Genomic DNA, 16,485 nt, shown 5'->3' on the forward strand with positions numbered 1-16,485 from the left:
TCCCTCCTGCGGGGCAGGGAGTTGTCCACAGAGGTGGATTTCTCCACAGAAGAACAGGCCTCACTGGTTCACGACCCCGAAGGCATGGGAGGCTCTGTTCATTGCGAGCCTGAAGTCGAGGAGAGTGAATCCTTGCGGTCCGACGCCAACATCGCGGGACCGATGACCGATCCGGTCCCCGGTCCCCGTACCGAGTCGATGGGGGCGGATGTTTCACGTGAAACACCGCCTCCGATGGACGACACTCCCATCGGTCGTGCTGCCCAACTTGCGGTGGAGGCTCTGGGCCGTGCCGGCGAAGGCCTGCCACGTCCGGAGCAGACCCGAGTCATGGTGGTCGCCAACCAGAAGGGCGGTGTGGGCAAGACGACGACGACCGTCAACCTTGCCGCATCGCTGGCGCTCCACGGAGCCCGCGTCCTGGTGATCGACCTCGACCCACAGGGCAATGCCTCCACCGCGCTGGGGATTGATCACCACGCCGAGGTTCCGTCCATCTACGACGTGTTGGTCGAGAGCAAGCCGCTGGCCGAGGTTGTCCAGCCGGTGGTGGACGTCGAAGGCCTCTTCTGTGCCCCCGCCACGATCGATCTCGCCGGTGCGGAGATCGAGCTGGTGTCCCTGGTGGCACGGGAGAGCCGGCTTCAGCGGGCGATCCAGGCGTACGAGCAGCCGCTGGACTACATCCTCATCGACTGCCCGCCCTCGCTCGGCCTGTTGACGGTCAACGCGCTGGTCGCGGGCGCCGAGGTGCTCATCCCGATCCAGTGCGAGTACTACGCTCTGGAGGGCCTCGGCCAGCTGCTGCGCAATGTCGATCTGGTGCGGGGGCACCTCAACCCCACACTGCATGTGTCGACCATCCTGCTCACCATGTACGACGGCCGGACGCGTCTTGCTTCCCAGGTCGCGGACGAGGTGCGCAGCCACTTCGGCGACGAGGTGCTGCGGACGAGCATTCCCCGCTCGGTCCGTATCTCCGAGGCGCCGAGCTATGGGCAGACGGTACTGACCTACGATCCTGGATCGAGTGGTGCCCTCTCCTATCTTGAGGCGGCCCGAGAAATCGCGCTCAAGGGCCTCGGCGTCAGCTACGACCCGACGCAGGCCCACATTGGCGCACAGAGCAATCCGAGCATGGTGGAGGGGATCCAGTGAGCGAGCGACGGAGGGGGCTGGGGCGTGGTCTCGGCGCGCTGATTCCGGCTGCGCCTACAGAGAAGACCCCGGCCCAGACAGCGGTGGGCGGTACGGGATCTTCGTCCCCCGCTGTGGTCCCGGTGCTGACGACCGACCGTGGGGTCGCCGCAGCCAAGGTGACGACGCTGCCGGCTGTTTCACATGAAACCGAGGAGCCCTCGGTCTTCGGTGTGGCTCCCGAAGTGCCCCCGTCCCCGGTGGGCGCCCACTTCGCGGAGATCCCCCTCGACGACATCTCGCCGAACCCCCGCCAGCCGCGTGAGGTCTTCGACGAGGACGCACTGCAGGAGCTGGTCACCTCCATCCAGGAGGTGGGCCTCCTCCAGCCGGTCGTCGTACGCCAGCTGGGTCCCTCGCGCTATGAGCTCATCATGGGCGAGCGGCGCTGGCGGGCCTGCCGTGAGGCCGGCCTGGAGGCGATCCCGGCGATCGTCCGGGCGACGGACGACGAGAAGCTCCTCCTGGACGCGCTGCTGGAGAACCTCCACCGCGCCCAGCTGAACCCGCTGGAAGAGGCCGCTGCCTACGACCAGCTGCTGAAGGACTTCAACTGCACGCACGACCAGCTGGCCGACCGCATCGGGCGCTCCCGTCCGCAGGTCTCCAACACCCTGCGACTGCTGAAGCTCTCGCCGGCCGTACAGCGCCGGGTCGCCGCGGGAGTCCTGTCGGCCGGGCACGCCCGGGCGCTGCTCTCCGTCGACGACTCGGAGGAGCAGGACCGGCTGGCCCACCGGATCGTGGCCGAGGGGCTGTCCGTACGGGCTGTCGAGGAGATCGTGACCCTCATGGGCTCGCGGCCGCAGACGCCGGCCCGTGCCAAGGGGCCGCGTGCGGGCGCCCGGGTCTCCCCGGCGCTGACCGACCTCGCTACCCGGCTCTCGGACCGCTTCGAGACGCGGGTGAAGGTCGACCTGGGCCAGAAGAAGGGCAAGATCACCGTCGAGTTCGCTTCGATGGAAGACCTTGAGCGGATCCTTGGCACGCTCGCCCCGGGCGAGGGCCCGGTCCTCCACCAGGGGATCCACGACGGCGACTCCGCAGGTCCTGAGGAGTCCGAGGACTGACCGCCCGCAGGCGGTCTGCCCGAGGCCGTGGGGGGTGTTTCTCGCCCGGGACCGGGTGCTCCCGCCGCGTCGGCGCCCTCTCGCTCCGAGAGCGGATCGTGTCCGGTGTGTACCGGAACACGATCCGCTCTTTGCTTTCAGGCGGTATCGATGGAATCGCTGTGTGGATACGATGCGTTCGGGTACGGCGGATCCACCTGACAGCTGGCAGCACCTCTGATGGGGAGGCGGGAGCCATGCGATCGATGAGCCGCACCGGACTGGTGAGCGCGGGCCTGGGACTGGGCGCGACCGTCGGATTCGTCGGCAGTCTGCTCAGGGAACGCGGCGTTCTGACAGCCGCTCGCGATGCTGCGGGCGAAGAAAGCGAGGAACAGCCTTCATGGGGCGTCGGCTCGTACCGCTCACGCTGGACAACCTTCAGGACCTTCCCAAGCGCTGTCGCTCGTGTGTCTTCTGGGAACTGGATCCCGTCAGCGGCGAAGCAGCGGTAAGGGCGGGCACTCCCGCGGTGGAGAAGGAGGCCTGGATCTCCGCCGTGCTGCTCGACTGGGGATCGTGCGGCCGGGTGGTGTATGTCGACGATGTACCTGTGGGCTTTGTGCTCTACGCTCCGCCCGCGTACGTCCCGCGCTCTACGGCGTTCCCCACGAGCCCGGTCTCACCCGACGCCGTCCAGCTCATCACCGGCTACATCATGCCCGGATATCAGGGACAGGGGCTCGGCCGCGTGATGGTCCAGACGGTCGCCAAGGATCTGCTGCGCCGGGGCTTCAAGGCGATCGAGGCGTTCGGTGACGCCCGTTACAAGGAGCCGGCCTGTCTGCTGCCCGCCGACCATCTGCTGGCCGTGGGCTTCAAGACGGTCCGGCAGCATCCAGCGCATCCACGGATGCGGCTGGAGCTGCGTACCACGCTCTCCTGGAAGGAAGACGTGGAGCTGGCACTCGACCGACTTCTGGGGGCCGTACAGAAGGAACCAGCGCTGCGGCCGCTCTAAAGACTGGCCCCGCAGTTGATCGAAGCGAGTCCTCAAAGCGAATGGGCCAACCCCGAGGGGTTGGCCCATTCGTGTTTCACGTGAAACGTCACTCGGCGATGTAGTCGTCGAGGTCCCGCAGGAGCGCAGCCTTCGGCTTGGCACCGACGATCGTCTTGGCGACCTCGCCGCCCTGGTACACGTTCAGGGTGGGGATCGACATGACGCCGTACTTGGCGGCCGTCGTCGGGTTCTCGTCGATGTTCAGCTTGACGATCTCGATCTTCTCGCCGTGCTCGGCGGCGATGGCCTCAAGAGACGGGGCGATCTGGCGGCACGGACCGCACCACTCGGCCCAGAAGTCCACCAGGACGGGCTTGTCGCTCTTGAGGACGACCTCCTCGAAGTCGGCGTCGGTCACATGCTTCAGGGTGCCGGCCACGGCGGGCTCCTTTACTCGTTCGTGCGGTGAGGCGGAAGGGGGATGATCAGACGGTGGTCTTCTCGGGCTCTGCCTTCTCCTCGTCCGCGAGGGCGGCGAGGAAACGCTCGGCGTCGAGAGCAGCGGAGCAGCCGGTACCGGCCGCGGTGATCGCCTGGCGGTAGGTGTGGTCCACCACGTCACCGGCGGCGAACACACCCGTCAGGTTGGTGTGCGTCGAGGGCGAGTCGACCTTCAGGTAACCCTCCTCGTCCAGGTCCAGCTGGCCCTTGAACAGTTCGGTGCGCGGGTCATGGCCGATCGCGATGAACAGGCCCGTCACCGGCAGGTCCGAGAGCTCACCGGTCTTGACGTTGCGCAGCTTCAGGCCGGCCAGCTTCTGCTCGCCCTGGACCTCGGCGATCTCGCTGTCCCAGGCGAACTTGATCTTCGGGTCGGCGAAGGCGCGCTCCTGCATCGCCTTGGAGGCGCGCAGGGTGTCCCGACGGTGGACGATCGTCACGGACTTGGCGAACCGGGAGAGGAAGGTGGCCTCCTCCATCGCGGTGTCGCCGCCGCCGATCACGGCGATGTCCTGCTCCTTGAAGAAGAACCCGTCACAGGTGGCGCACCAGGAGACACCACGGCCGGAAAGGGCGTCCTCGTTCGGCAGGCCCAGCTTGCGGTGCTGGGAGCCGGTGGTGACGATGACGGCCTTTGCCTTGTGGACCGTGCCGGCGGTGTCGGTGACGGTCTTGATCTCACCGGCCAGGTCGACGGAGACGACATCATCCGGAATCAGCTCGGCACCGAAGCGCTCGGCCTGGGCGCGCATGTTGTCCATGAGGTCGGGACCCATGATGCCGTCGCGGAAGCCCGGAAAGTTCTCCACCTCAGTGGTGTTCATCAGCGCACCGCCGGCGGTGACGGCGCCCTCGAACACGAGGGGCTTCAGCGACGCGCGCGCGGTGTAGAGCGCCGCCGTGTAGCCGGCGGGCCCGGAGCCGATGATGATCACGTTTCGGACGTCGCTCACGGCTTGATTCCTCGTCTCTGGTCTACGTCAGTTCGACCGGTGGGAGTTCTTGTCAGAAGCTCTCACCCCACCCAACGGATCCTACGGGGCGCGCATTCCCGGTGTGTCCGGGCACACGGGCATCCCACACCGTACGGATTTCCACGCCAGAACGGACGATGCGTCCTCCGCTGCGAAGGATCGCTCCGAGGGCACCCCAGGGACACTCAGGGGCGTGCCAGGGACTCCGTCAGCAGAACCTCGCCAGGGGAAGCAGTCGACTGGCTCTCACACGTGGCGTCGACGATGAAGACGGTCACCCGGGTGCTGTCGGAGGCATCGGGAAGGACGACGAGGAAGGCAGCCTTCCCCGCGTACGTCCCCTTCTTCGCACCAAGGACGTCGTCGTTCTGGCTGATGCCCTGGCGGACGCACGGCGGCACCGGCACTGAGGGCTGGATCCGGGTGGTGTAGGGCGAGTCAGTGGAACCGGGCGAAGTGGATTCGCCCTGGATTCCCAGGTCCGGCTTATTGGAGCCACGCAGGCGCGGCTTCGTGCCGAGGAGGTTCTCCACCTCAGTCGGGAGAGTGCTCTTGGAGAAGCCCTCGGCTGAGCTCGTCTGATGGCCCTGCGCGGTCGTCGGCCCATCGCCGCCGAGCGACTGGAGGAAGTACGAACCGGCGCCCAGGACGGCCGCGGTGAGGACAGCTCCGAGAACGACGGTCCGACGGCGTCGGACGCGTCCCTTTCCGTGCGCCTGTCCGTGGTCCTGTCCGCGGTCCTTGCGGCCGGGGCCTGTCGCAGCAGTCGACCGTCCGGCGGGACGGTCCACCGGGGGCGATGCGAGGCTCGATGTTTCACGTGAAACATGCGTCTCGGGTGCCGTGGCGTTCAGTAGTGCCTCAGCGGCGAGGGCGGCGTCGATCCGGCCCGTGACGTCCGCCGGCATGGGCGACGGCTCCGGCAGTGCGCCCAGCAGGCCCCGGATCTCCTCCAGCGAAGCGTGGACATCGGCACAGAGCTCGCACTCGTCCAGGTGCTGTCGTACCTCGGCGGTCCGGGCATCCGGGAGCAGGCCTTCGGTGAGGTCGGAGATCTCCGCGACGTCCGGGTGCCCGGCCGTGTCTGTCGTGGAAGTCACGCTCGCCCACCTCCGCCCTTCACTGCGGCTGAATCACTCGGCCCGGTCTTCTGTGAGCCCCCGTCCTGAGGCCTCGCTGTCGGTGGGACGGATGTCCCCTCCGCCCGGTTCCGCGCCGAGCCCGGCGTGTTCTCGTCGCCGGTGTTTTCCGGCCGTAGGTGGGTGAGCAGCGGCAGGAGTCTGGCTCTGCCGCGGGCACAGCGACTCTTCACCGTCCCCGTGGGCACGTCGAGGATCCGGGCCGCCTCCGCGACCGGATAGCCCTGCATGTCGACCAGGACGAGGGCGGCGCGCTGATCGTGCGGCAGCGTGCCGAGGGCTTCGAGGAGCTGGCGGTGCAGATCGTTGCGCTCGGCCGGAGCGGAGGCCGATTCATGCGGCTCCAGCAACTGCTCCAGCCGCTCGGTGTCGTCGACGGGAGCGGTCTTCCGGGAGGCCGCCTTGCGGGCCCGGTCGAGGCAGGCGTTCACCGTGATCCGGTGCAGCCAGGTCGTGACGGCCGATTGGCCCCGGAAGGTGTGGGCGGCCCGGTAGGCGGACACCAGGGCGTCCTGGACGGCGTCAGCGGCCTCCTCGCGGTCGCCCAGGGTCCGCAGCGCTACCGCCCAGAGCCGGTCCCGGTGTCGCCGCACGATCTCACCGAAGGCGTCGGGGTCACCTTCCACATGACGGGCGAGCAGGTCCTGATCGCTCACTCCGTCGTATCCGGAGCCCTCCGCCATCTGCCCCCTCCGCCCTGCGATCAGCTGGTCACCTTGATGTCTGCCACCCGTCCGCGGTACGTGCCTTCGTCCGTCAGCGGCAGCTTGGTCAGCCAGACCAGCAGATAGCGGGACTTGAGGGACGCGTTCGGCTTCAGGGTCACGCTCGTCCCCGAGCCGTCGGCGACCTTCGTGTATGCGCCGAAGGACGTCGGCTCCGTGCCGGCGTCGCTGGATGCGGCGCGCAACTCCACGGACGTGTCTCCCACGAAGGTAACGGTCACCTTCCCGATCTGCTGGATCTTGCCGAGATCGAGGATGACGCCGAGGCCCGGCTTCAGGTTTCCGAAGGTGGCGCCCTTGTAGTAGTCGGTCTGCCAGTAGGTCGAAAGGCTCTTGTCGTAGACCTTGCTTATGTCGGACGGCTTCTCGGATCCGTCCCCGAACGGGTCGAAGTCACGGGCCCCGCTGATGGCGATCGGCTTGCTGACTGTTGTCGGCGCCTTCTTGTCGCCGTCGCCCGACGGCTGGGTGTTGTTGGTGTCCCCGGACTTGTCGCCCTGGTCCATCAGGGCGTCCGCGAGTTGCCAGCTGCCCAGTCCCAGCGCGGCGATCAGCAGGGCGGAGACCGCCCACTTGAGGGCCTTGCCGGTACGGCTCTGGAGCGGGGGCGGCGGCGTCTGGATGGGCTGCGTCATGCCAGGAGGCGTGGGGCGGCCGTAGGTGCCCTGTTGGTACGTGGTGCGCTGGTACTCGGGCGGTGCCGTGAACGACGGCTCCGGCGGGCGGATGCGGGGCATCTCGCCGATCGCCTTCACCAGCTCCTCCGGCGTGGTGCACGCGGACTCGTGGCGGGAGGCGGTGGCTCCGTCGTTGATCAGGGCCCGCATGGCGAGCTCCGAGAGGCCGCGGTGGACGCCGGCACGCACCTGGTCGGGTGCGATCAGGCCGACGTCCTTGGGCAGCCCCGGCAGACCGTAGGCATCGCTCTGGTATGGCCAGCGCTGGGTGAGCGCCGCATACAGCAGGGCGCCGATCGCCTCGGTGTCGGTGCGCTGCGGGGTGTCGGAACTGATGCCGCGCAGCGCCGCGTTCACCGCGAGGCCGCGGATACGCCACTGACCGGTGGAGGCGCGCAGCACGGCGTTGGGGTTGAGCCGGAGATGGGCCAGCCCCTCGCGGTGCGCGGCCGCCATCGCGGAGGCGATCTGACTGACCATCTGGTAGGCGTCGTGCGGCTCCAGCGGGCCGGCCGCGAGCAACGCGGTCAGCTCGGTGGCGTCGGGCAGCCACTCGTGCACCACGTAGGCGAGGTCGTTCTCCTCGACCGCGTCCAGGACCTGTACGAACCGGGGATCCCCGAGCAGCGCGGCAGAGCGGGCGGCGGCCAGCACGGCGCGGGTGCGCACATGGTCGGCCGGCAGGATGTGCACGCCGACGGCACGCCGCAGTTTCTCATCGACCGCACGCCAACTGCTGAATCCGTCCAGACGGGTGACGCACTCCTCAAGACGGTAGCGTCTGGCCAGCTTGTGACCGCTGTGCAGTTCGGGAGGCAAAGCCTTCTTCCCTGGGCTCGCAGGCGTGCCGCTCCCCTGTGCCTCTTCGCTGTCCGTGTCCCGCTCCGGGTTCTGGGCCACCCCGTCGGCCGTGGACTGCTCCGCCTTGGCGGTCAGCGGCTTGTCACCGCTGTTGTCTGCCACGTCGACGGCAGCCGTGCTCCGTTCCGCCACCGTCGTTCCCTGCCTCCCCATCCGTTGCACGCTGTCCGACGCCGAAACCAATTGTGCCCACAGTCTGCCGCTATGCACGACACACGGCGACGGACGATGGTTGTGCGCGTACCCCTGCCTCAGCGACCCAGACGCCCGCGCACCATACCCACGAGGGAGTTGAGTTCCTCGATCCGCATGCGGCGCGCGGCGACATAGAAGACGCCCAGCAGGACCGCTCCGCCGGCCAGCAGCGCGGCGAAGGAACCGATCACGCCCTGCCCCAGAGTGTGGCCGATGCCGTAGCAGGCCGCACCACTGAGCAGAGCGGCCGGTACGGAGGCGATGCAGAGCCGCGCGTAGGTGCGGGTGACCTGGGAGCCGTCCAGGTCGCCGCCGAGCCGCTTGCGCAGCCGCTTCCAGGCGACACCCACGCCGATCGCGTAGGCGAGGCCGTAGGAGGCGGCCATGCCGGCCACCGCCCAGCGGGACGGCAGCAGGACGTAACACGTGACCGAGGCGCCCGCGTTGACCACGGCGACGATGACCGTGTTGTAGAAGGGGGTGCGAGTGTCTTCGTAGGCGTAGAAGGCACGCAGGACGACGTACTGCACCGAGTAGGGGATCAGGCCGAGGCCGAAGGCCATCAGCATGAACCCCATGTTGGTGGCCTCGCTGATGCCCGAGGAGCCGAAGATCAGGGTGCACATCGGGATGCCGAGTGCCACGAAGCCGAAGGCGATGGGCACGATCGCCACGGCGGTGGTCCGCAGGCCCTGGGAGATGTCGTCGCGGACGGCGCCGGTGTCGTCCTCGGCGGCCGAGCGGGAGATCCGTGGCAGCAGGGCCGCCATCAGGGAGACCGTGATGATGGCCTGCGGCAGGCCCCAGATCAGCTGGGCGTTGGCGTAGGCGGCGAAGCCGGTGCCGTCGACCGGGGACTTCTTGCCGGCCGAGGTCGACAGCTGGGAGACGACGATCGCGCCCGCCTGGTTGGCGAGGACGAACAGCACGGTCCACTTGGCGAGGGTGGCGGCCTTGCCGAGTCCGTGTCCCCGCCAGTCGAAGCGCAGCCGCATCCGGAAGCCGGTCTCGCGCAGGTAGGGGATCATCGCCAGGGCCTGGACCACGAGGCCGAGCAGGACGCCGAGGCCGAGCAGCCGCTGGCCCTCCGGCGGGATGGTGGTGACCTTCATGCCGGAGTGCGCGGCGGTGCCGTACACCCAGATGAACAGTCCGAGGGTCACGATGATGACGATGTTGTTGAGGACCGGGGTCCACATCATCGCGCCGAACTTGCCCCGCGCGTTGAGGATCTGACCCATCACCACGTGGATGCCCATGAAGAAGATCGAGGGCAGGAAGTAACGGACGAAGGTGATGGCGACGTCGTTGGCCGCCGGGTCGCTGGCCACCGGGTCGGACAGCAGGCGGATCAGCAGGGGCGCGGCCGCGATCGTGGCCGCGGTGAGCAGGCCCAGCGCCACCATCACGAGGGTCAGCAGACGGTTGGCGAACGCCTCGCCGCCGTCCTCGTCCTCCTTCATGGCCCGCACCAGCTGCGGCACGAAGACGGAGTTGAGGCCGCCACCGACGGTCAGGATGTAGATCATCGTCGGCAGCTGGTAGGCGACCTGGAATGTGTCACCGAGCAGACCCACGCCCAGGGCGGAGACGATCAGTGCGGAGCGGACGAAACCCGTGAGGCGGGAGACCATCGTACCCGCCGCCATCACGGCACTGGACTTCAGCAGCCCGGAGGCACGCCCGCCCTTCGTGGCCGCAGGGGCCGAGGGCGTTGCGGGGGCCGTCGGGGCGGCGGGTACCGGCTCGGCGGCGGGGGCCCCGGGTGCGGACGGTGCCTGCGGGAACCGGGGGGCCGCGTACTGGTTCTGGGCGGCGGGGACCTGCTGCGGTGACGGGTACTGGCCCGCGGGCGGCGGGTACTGACCGGCGGGGGGCGGGTACTGGCCCGATGACGGCGGGTACTGACCGGCGGGGGGCGGGTACTGACCCGATGACGGCGGGTACTGGCCTGCGGGGCCCGGTACGGAGCGGGGGTCCGTCTGCGGGTTGCCGCCGCCCTGCTGCTGGTCCCGGAAGAGGTGCGCGAAGGCGTCCGGCTCGTGGCGCTCCTCACCGGAGTGCGTGACCAGATCGTCCACGCCCACGAACTGGGTCGTGCGCGGGTTGTCGCCGTACGGCAGGTACTGGGTCGGGCCGTCCGGCTCCGGCGGCGGGGTCTGGGCCCACACATGCGGGTCCGGGGCGTACGGCGACTGCGCGGGCTGGCCGTACAGCGGCTGCTGCGGGTACATGCCCGGGGGCGGCGGGGGGTGCGCGGCGCGGTCGTAGAGCGCCTCGGCGACCGGGTCCTGGGCGGAGAGGTCCTGCGCCCGGTAGGGGTCCTGGTCGTAGGCGTCTTGGAGGTACATGTCAGCCGCGTGCTGCGGCGGGACCTGGCCGGCCTCCGGCGGCGGCTCGGGGTAGCCCGAACCGGCCGCGCCCTGGCCGCGTTCACCGTCGTACGGCGCGTTCATGGTTACCCCACCTCATCGTCCCGGGCCACACCGGCCACGACATCGCTCAACGGTCCACTCTCTCACCCGTCCCGGACGGGTCGGCGCTTTCCGGTGCGGTGTCCGGTGTCGGGTCACTCGGCTGCTCCGGGTCGTCTGCCCCGGAGCGGGCCCCGGACTCTTCCTGGAGACGATCCTCACGAGCGTCGGAGTTCCCCGCCCGGCCGGTCTCCTCGGGGCCCTCGGTCTCCAGACCCTCTGGGGTCTCCGGAGTCCGTGGAGCCTCCGGTGTGTCCTCGCCCGTCTCGTCGGGACCGTCGCCCTCCTCGGCACGGCGGGCGGCCGCCCGCTTGCGCTGGGTGTACATCCGGAACCCGGCGAGCACCAGCAGCAGCACACCGCCGCCGATGACCAGCATCACGGTGGGCGTGACCTCGGTGACCTTCACGTCGAACCGGACGGGGGATCCGTACTCCTGGCCGTCCTCGGTGTAGAGCTGGGCGATGACCTCCACCCGGCCGTTGGCGTTGGCCGACGTGGAGAACTTCACGGACTGGGTGTGGCCGCCGGAGACCTCTACCGGCTGCTCGTAGTAGGCCTTGCCGCCGATCTCCAGTCGGGTCGGCATGGTCGAGGTGAGCCGCAGGACGAGGTGGTCGACGCCCTGGACCAGGTTGTTCTGGACGGTCACCGGGATGGTGGCGCTGCGGCCGGAGAGCTTGGTCTCGGACTTGTCGATCAGCTTGACCTGGCCGATGAGGCTGTCGAGCCAGGACTCCACACCCGTGCGGAAGCTGTCGGCCTCGCTGCCGCGGCCCCGCCAGGACGTGGACATCTCACGGTTTATGGCCCGCCCGAAGGGGGTCACCACCCGGGACTGGTTGGTGAGGACCACCTGGAAGTTGTCGAGCTTGTCCTGGGTACGGGCGATCTGCTCGAAGGCCGTCCGGGGCAGTTCCTGCTTGCGCAGCGCGGAGGGGTAGGCGGACGACGAGGGGATCTTCGTGGTCGCGCCGGGGTCGGGCTTGGCCTTGGCCGCCGCCGCGAGGTCCTGGGATTGCGACCAGTTGCCGTTCTGCAACGCGGTGATCGCCGTGGCCATCGCCTGGGCCTGGCTCGCCGACGGCATCCGCTGCGGGGCGACGACGATGCTGCGTTCTTTGTCGGTCTGGGTGTTCAGCGCCAGGCTCTGGGCCAGGAACTGCTGCACCGCGAGGGTGGCCGAGTCCGCCTTCGTCAGATCGCCCTGGAACGCCATGGACAGTCGCGCGTCCGCGACCACCGCCGTCGTGCCGCCACCGATCGGCCGTGCCGCCGAGGGCGTGTAGGGCAGCCCGCCGGTCTCCTGGAGGCTGTCGCTGCGGGCGATCACCTTGTCGGCGCCCGCCGAGGTGGCGACCTTGATGATCGACGGGTCGACGGCACCGTTCACGGGCCATGCGAAGTCGGTGCTCGGTGTGACATGGAGCACAGTCTCCACCGTGGTGGCGGCGACGTCGGTGGCGTCCTTGAGGTGGCTCAGCGAGCCGGTCACGCTGGTGCCGTTGTGGGCGAGGGAAGCCAGGTCCGGGTCGGCGAAGGGAAGGGCCACGACTTCCTTGTCCGCCACCGCGTCCTGCAGGTCGGCCAGGAACTGCTTGGCCACCGCCTGATGGGTGCCGGCCGTGGTGGTGTCGCCGGCGCCCTGGACCCGGTAGCTGCGGGTCATCGCGTCCACGGAAGCCAGCAAGTCCGGGTCGATCACCCAGGTGACGTCCAGGTCCTTGCCGAGCGCCAGCATCTGCGCCAGCCGGCCGCCGGGTGAGATCTCCTTGGCGAGGTCGTCGTCGAGGAAGACCGGTGTCTGCAGTTCACCCGCGCCCGTCTTCGCCGTCACATGGACCGTGGAGATCAGCGGCCACAGATACGTCGTCCTGGTCCTTGTGTCGGCCTCGGAGGACTGCCACGGCAGGAACGTCCGCTGGATGCCGAGCACCTGCTCCCACGGCTGCGCGGACGTCTGGCCGGACAGTGAGACGCCGAACGGGTACACGCCGTCCTGGCCGAGATCGAGCTTGTCGACCGGCACGGAGATGCTGAATTGCTGGGCGACCCCCGGGGCGAGCGAGTCGAAGTCCTCGGTGTACTTGCCGCCGACCGCGGTACCGAGGCTCGCGTTGAGGTCGTCGGGGTGTCGGGCGGCGGAGTCGATCGCGGAGCGCGTGCTGACCTGGGAACCCACACGCAGGTCCACATGGGCGTCCGTGACGGCCTGCTTGCCGTTGTTGGTCACCGTGCCGGAGACCGTCAGCGTGTCGCCGTCGGTGGGGGCGCTGGGGCTGAGTGAGTCCAGGGCGACGGACACCGTGTTCGAGTCGGCCGCCTGCGCCGGTACCGCGGCGGGCAGCTGTACCAGTGCGGCCAGCAGGGGCGCACCCGCGAGCAGTGCCCCGGTGCGCCGCAGCCAGCGACGGGCAGGTGAGGGCGTCCCCTGGATGTCTGCCGCCTCGGCCACGCGCTCGTCCGTCCCTCGTCGTCGTCAGTGGTCGTCGGAATGTGCGTCCACGCATGGTAACGAGGTGCGCTGAGCGGAAGTGCCGCGGTCTGCTTCACAAGATCGGGAGAGGAGATCGGCCCGTCCCCTATATCCAGTATCGTCGGGAGACTCATGTAAGCGGCGATCGCTGCCCTTGTGCGGGTATGAAGTGAGCTGTCCCACTCCCCTTGTATGGAGGCTTTGTGGGGGCCGCTGCAGGAATATGGAGGCGCTTCGAGCCGCTCGGGGCACGTACCCTGTTCTGTTGTGCCGAACGCCAATGAAGACACTCCTTCCTCCGCCCTGAGCCAGGCGCAGCAGCGCGCGGTGAGCGAACTGCTGCGGGTGGCGCCCGTCGCCGACGACCTCGCCCGCCGATTCCAGGAGGCCGGGTTCTCGCTTGCCCTGGTCGGCGGCTCGGTCCGGGACGCGTTGCTGGGCCGGCTCGGCAACGACCTGGACTTCACCACCGATGCCCGCCCCGAGGACGTACTGAAGATCGTCCGGCCCTGGGCGGACGCCCTCTGGGAAGTCGGTATCGCTTTCGGCACGGTCGGGGCGCAGAAGGACGGTTACCAGATCGAGGTCACGACCTACCGGTCCGAGGCGTACGACCGCACCTCGCGCAAGCCTGAGGTGTCGTACGGCGACTCCATCGAGGAGGACCTCGTCCGGCGGGACTTCACGGTCAACGCCATGGCGGTGGCGCTGCCGGAGAAGGAGTTCATCGACCCGCACGGCGGGCTGGACGACTTGGCAGCCCATGTGCTGCGCACTCCGGGGACGCCTGAGGCCTCCTTCTCGGACGACCCGCTGCGGATGATGCGCGCCGCCCGTTTCGCAGCCCAGCTCGACTTCGAGGTGGCCCCCGAGGTCGTCACGGCGATGAAGGACATGGCCGGACGCCTGGAGATCGTCTCGGCCGAGCGGGTCCGGGACGAGCTGAACAAGCTGATCCTCTCCGCCCACCCCCGCAAGGGACTGACCCTGCTCGTCGACACCGGCCTCGCCGACCATGTTCTTCCCGAGTTGCCCGCCCTGCGCCTGGAGAGCGACGAGCACCACCGCCACAAGGACGTCTACGACCACACGCTGATCGTCCTGGAGCAGGCCGTGGCGCTGGAGGAGAACGGCCCCGACCTCACCCTCAGGCTTGCCGCGCTGCTGCACGACATCGGCAAACCCCGCACCCGCCGTTTCGAGACGGACGGCCGTGTCTCGTTCCACCACCACGAGGTGGTCGGCGCGAAGATGACCAAGAAGCGCATGACGGCCTTGAAGTACTCCAACGAACTGGTGAAGGACGTCTCACGCCTGGTCGAACTCCACCTCCGCTTCCATGGCTACGGCGCCGGGGAGTGGACGGATTCGGCAGTGCGCCGCTATGTCCGTGACGCGGGCCCCCTGCTCGACCGTCTCCACAAGCTGACCCGGTCCGACTGCACCACCCGCAACAAGCGGAAGGCAGTGGCGCTCTCCCGCGCCTACGACGGTCTGGAGGAGCGCATCGCCGAGCTTCAGAAGCAGGAGGATCTGGACGCCATCCGCCCGGACCTCGACGGCAACCAGATCATGGAGATCCTTGGAATCAGGCCCGGCCCGGAGGTCGGCAAGGCCTACAAGCACATGTTGGAGCTCCGGCTGGAGGACGGGCCGATGGAGCACGACGCAGCCGTGGCCGCACTCAAGGAGTGGTGGGCCGGGCAAGGCTGAGCGCGTGGAACGCGGTCATGTTTCACGTGAAACATGACCGGACCGGGACGTGACGAGGGGCGATGTTTCACGTGAAACATCGCCCCTCGCGGTGTCGGTGCCGGTGTCGTTGCCGAAAGCCGGAGGGGTCCGCGACTCTGCTGTGGCCTTCAGCGGCGTTCAAAGCGGGCCATGGCCGCTGCGACCGCCGCGTAGATGAGGGCGACGACGATGACGAGGGCTGCGGAGCGGCCGTCCGGTGGCAGCATCAGGGCTGCGACGCCGGCCGCCCCCACGAAGGCGACGTTGAAGAGTACGTCGTACACGGAGAAGATCCGCCCGCGGAAGCCGTCGTCGACGGACGACTGGACGATGGTGTCGGTGGCGATCTTCGCGCCCTGGGTGATCAGTCCCAGGACGAAGGCGGCGACGAGCATGGGGACCATCGTGAACGGGAGGCCCAGAGCGGGCTCCAATACGGCGGCGGACGCGGCGCACACGACGATCCAGCGCCCGGGGCCGAGCCGCCCCGCGGCCCACGGTGTCACCACGGCCGCCGCGAAGAAACCCGCGCCGGAGATCCCCAACGCCAGCCCCAGCAGCCCGAGCCCGTCGTCCGGGTCGGAGGAGAGGGCGTAGCGGCACAGCATCAGCACCAGGACGAGCAGGGCGCCGTAGCAGAAGCGCATCACCGTCATGGAGAGCAGCGCCCAGACCGCCTCGCGGCGCTGGGGTGCGGCGAGATGCCGTATCGCCTCCAGGAGGTCGCGTGCGGTGGTGATCACGGCCGTTCCCAGGCTCGGCTGTGCCGGATGCCGGTCGGGGCCGAGGAGGCCGGGGGTCATGGTCAGCGAGGTGAGGGCCGCGGACAGGTACAACGCCGCACCCAGCAGCACGACCGCCGCATCGGAGTCGGAGGCCAGCAGCCGTACGGCGAAGGCGAGGCCGCCGCCGGCGGTTGCGGCGAGGGTTCCCGCGGTCGGGGACAGGGAGTTGGCCAGCACCAGACGTTCGGGGTCGACCACGCGTGGGAGGGCGGCGGACAGCCCCGAAAGGACGAAGCGGTTGACGGCCGTGACGCACAGGGCGGAGACGTAGAAGAGCCAGTCGGGGACATGGCTTGCCATCAGGACGGCGGTGACCGCGGCCAGCAGTGCACGCAGCAGATTGCCGTAGAGCAAGACCTGTCGGCGGCGCCAGCGGTCCAGCAGGACGCCGGCGAAGGGGCCCACGAGGGAGTACGGGAGGAGCAGGACCGCCATGGCCGAGGCGATCGCCCCCGGTGAGGTCTGCTTCTCCGGGGAGAAGACGACGTAGGCGGCGAGCGCGACCTGGTAGACGCCGTCGGCGCCCTGGGAGAGCAGACGGACGGTGAGCAGGCGGCGGAAGTCCCGCAGGCGCAGCAGGACACGCAGGTCGCGGACGACGGGCATGGGGCACAGCCTCACACACGAGGAGAGTCCCCGGGTCAGGGGACCCGGGGACTCTCACAGCCCTGGCAGGAGCGTTTTTTTGCGAGCGA

At 69.0% G+C, this 16,485-nt stretch carries 12 protein-coding genes; 4 read left to right on the plus strand and 8 right to left on the minus strand.

The annotated features are described in order from the left end of the window. Positions 1-84 precede the first annotated feature (84 nt). The 3 genes from ACZ5K7_RS16980 to ACZ5K7_RS16990 all read left to right on the plus strand — a co-directional run bounded on the left by ACZ5K7_RS16980 (position 85) and on the right by ACZ5K7_RS16990 (position 3,267). Positions 85-1,158, plus strand: a complete 1,074-nt coding sequence (locus ACZ5K7_RS16980; RefSeq protein ID WP_351696270.1) for a ParA family protein — start codon at positions 85-87, stop codon at positions 1,156-1,158. Then, complete coding sequence (locus ACZ5K7_RS16985; protein WP_351695857.1) at positions 1,155-2,267, plus strand: ParB/RepB/Spo0J family partition protein; 1,113 nt, start codon at positions 1,155-1,157, stop codon at positions 2,265-2,267. The genes ACZ5K7_RS16980 and ACZ5K7_RS16985 overlap by 4 nt, the downstream gene beginning before the upstream one ends. 382 nt (positions 2,268-2,649) lie before the next feature. Continuing rightward, entirely contained in the window at positions 2,650-3,267 is a 618-nt protein-coding gene (locus tag ACZ5K7_RS16990; protein WP_351695855.1) for a GNAT family N-acetyltransferase, read from the plus strand. A gap of 88 nt (positions 3,268-3,355) precedes the next feature. Here ACZ5K7_RS16990 and trxA read toward each other — a convergent pair whose 3' ends face one another. From trxA to ACZ5K7_RS17025, 7 genes are all read right to left on the minus strand, one after another. Continuing rightward, positions 3,356-3,688 (minus strand): thioredoxin, encoded by a 333-nt coding sequence (trxA, locus tag ACZ5K7_RS16995; RefSeq protein WP_351695853.1) that lies wholly within the window; start codon positions 3,686-3,688, stop codon positions 3,356-3,358. A 46-nt stretch (positions 3,689-3,734) separates the two neighbouring features. After that, a complete protein-coding gene (gene trxB / locus ACZ5K7_RS17000; protein ID WP_351695851.1) occupies positions 3,735-4,703 on the minus strand; it encodes a thioredoxin-disulfide reductase in 969 nt (322 codons plus the stop codon). A gap of 206 nt (positions 4,704-4,909) precedes the next feature. Further along, the gene (locus ACZ5K7_RS17005; RefSeq protein ID WP_468914252.1) at positions 4,910-5,824 is read right to left on the minus strand and encodes an anti-sigma factor family protein; all 915 of its coding nucleotides are present in this window, start codon (positions 5,822-5,824) and stop codon (positions 4,910-4,912) included. After that, positions 5,821-6,546: an RNA polymerase sigma factor SigM gene (sigM, locus tag ACZ5K7_RS17010; RefSeq protein ID WP_351695847.1), complete on the minus strand. Its 726-nt coding sequence runs from the start codon at positions 6,544-6,546 to the stop codon at positions 5,821-5,823. Before sigM ends, ACZ5K7_RS17005 begins: the two co-directional genes overlap by 4 nt. Before the next feature lie 20 nt (positions 6,547-6,566). After that, the gene (locus ACZ5K7_RS17015) at positions 6,567-8,258 is read right to left on the minus strand and encodes a protein kinase family protein (RefSeq protein WP_468914254.1); all 1,692 of its coding nucleotides are present in this window, start codon (positions 8,256-8,258) and stop codon (positions 6,567-6,569) included. A 119-nt stretch (positions 8,259-8,377) separates the two neighbouring features. After that, positions 8,378-10,777 (minus strand): murein biosynthesis integral membrane protein MurJ, encoded by a 2,400-nt coding sequence (murJ, locus tag ACZ5K7_RS17020; RefSeq protein ID WP_468914256.1) that lies wholly within the window; start codon positions 10,775-10,777, stop codon positions 8,378-8,380. A gap of 46 nt (positions 10,778-10,823) precedes the next feature. Beyond that, the gene (locus ACZ5K7_RS17025) at positions 10,824-13,250 is read right to left on the minus strand and encodes a DUF6049 family protein (RefSeq protein ID WP_450971828.1); all 2,427 of its coding nucleotides are present in this window, start codon (positions 13,248-13,250) and stop codon (positions 10,824-10,826) included. A gap of 288 nt (positions 13,251-13,538) precedes the next feature. Between ACZ5K7_RS17025 and ACZ5K7_RS17030 the strand changes: the two genes are divergently transcribed. Further along, positions 13,539-14,984: a CCA tRNA nucleotidyltransferase gene (locus ACZ5K7_RS17030; RefSeq protein ID WP_468914259.1), complete on the plus strand. Its 1,446-nt coding sequence runs from the start codon at positions 13,539-13,541 to the stop codon at positions 14,982-14,984. Positions 14,985-15,133: 149 nt separating this feature from the next. On the opposite strand, the gene ACZ5K7_RS17035 is transcribed toward ACZ5K7_RS17030, so the two are convergent. Beyond that, on the minus strand, positions 15,134-16,396 hold the full coding sequence (locus ACZ5K7_RS17035; protein ID WP_468914262.1) for an MFS transporter: 1,263 nt from the start codon (positions 16,394-16,396) through the stop codon (positions 15,134-15,136). Positions 16,397-16,485: the final 89 nt, after the last annotated feature.

This window comes from Streptomyces sp. NPDC031497 (genome assembly GCF_055580905.1).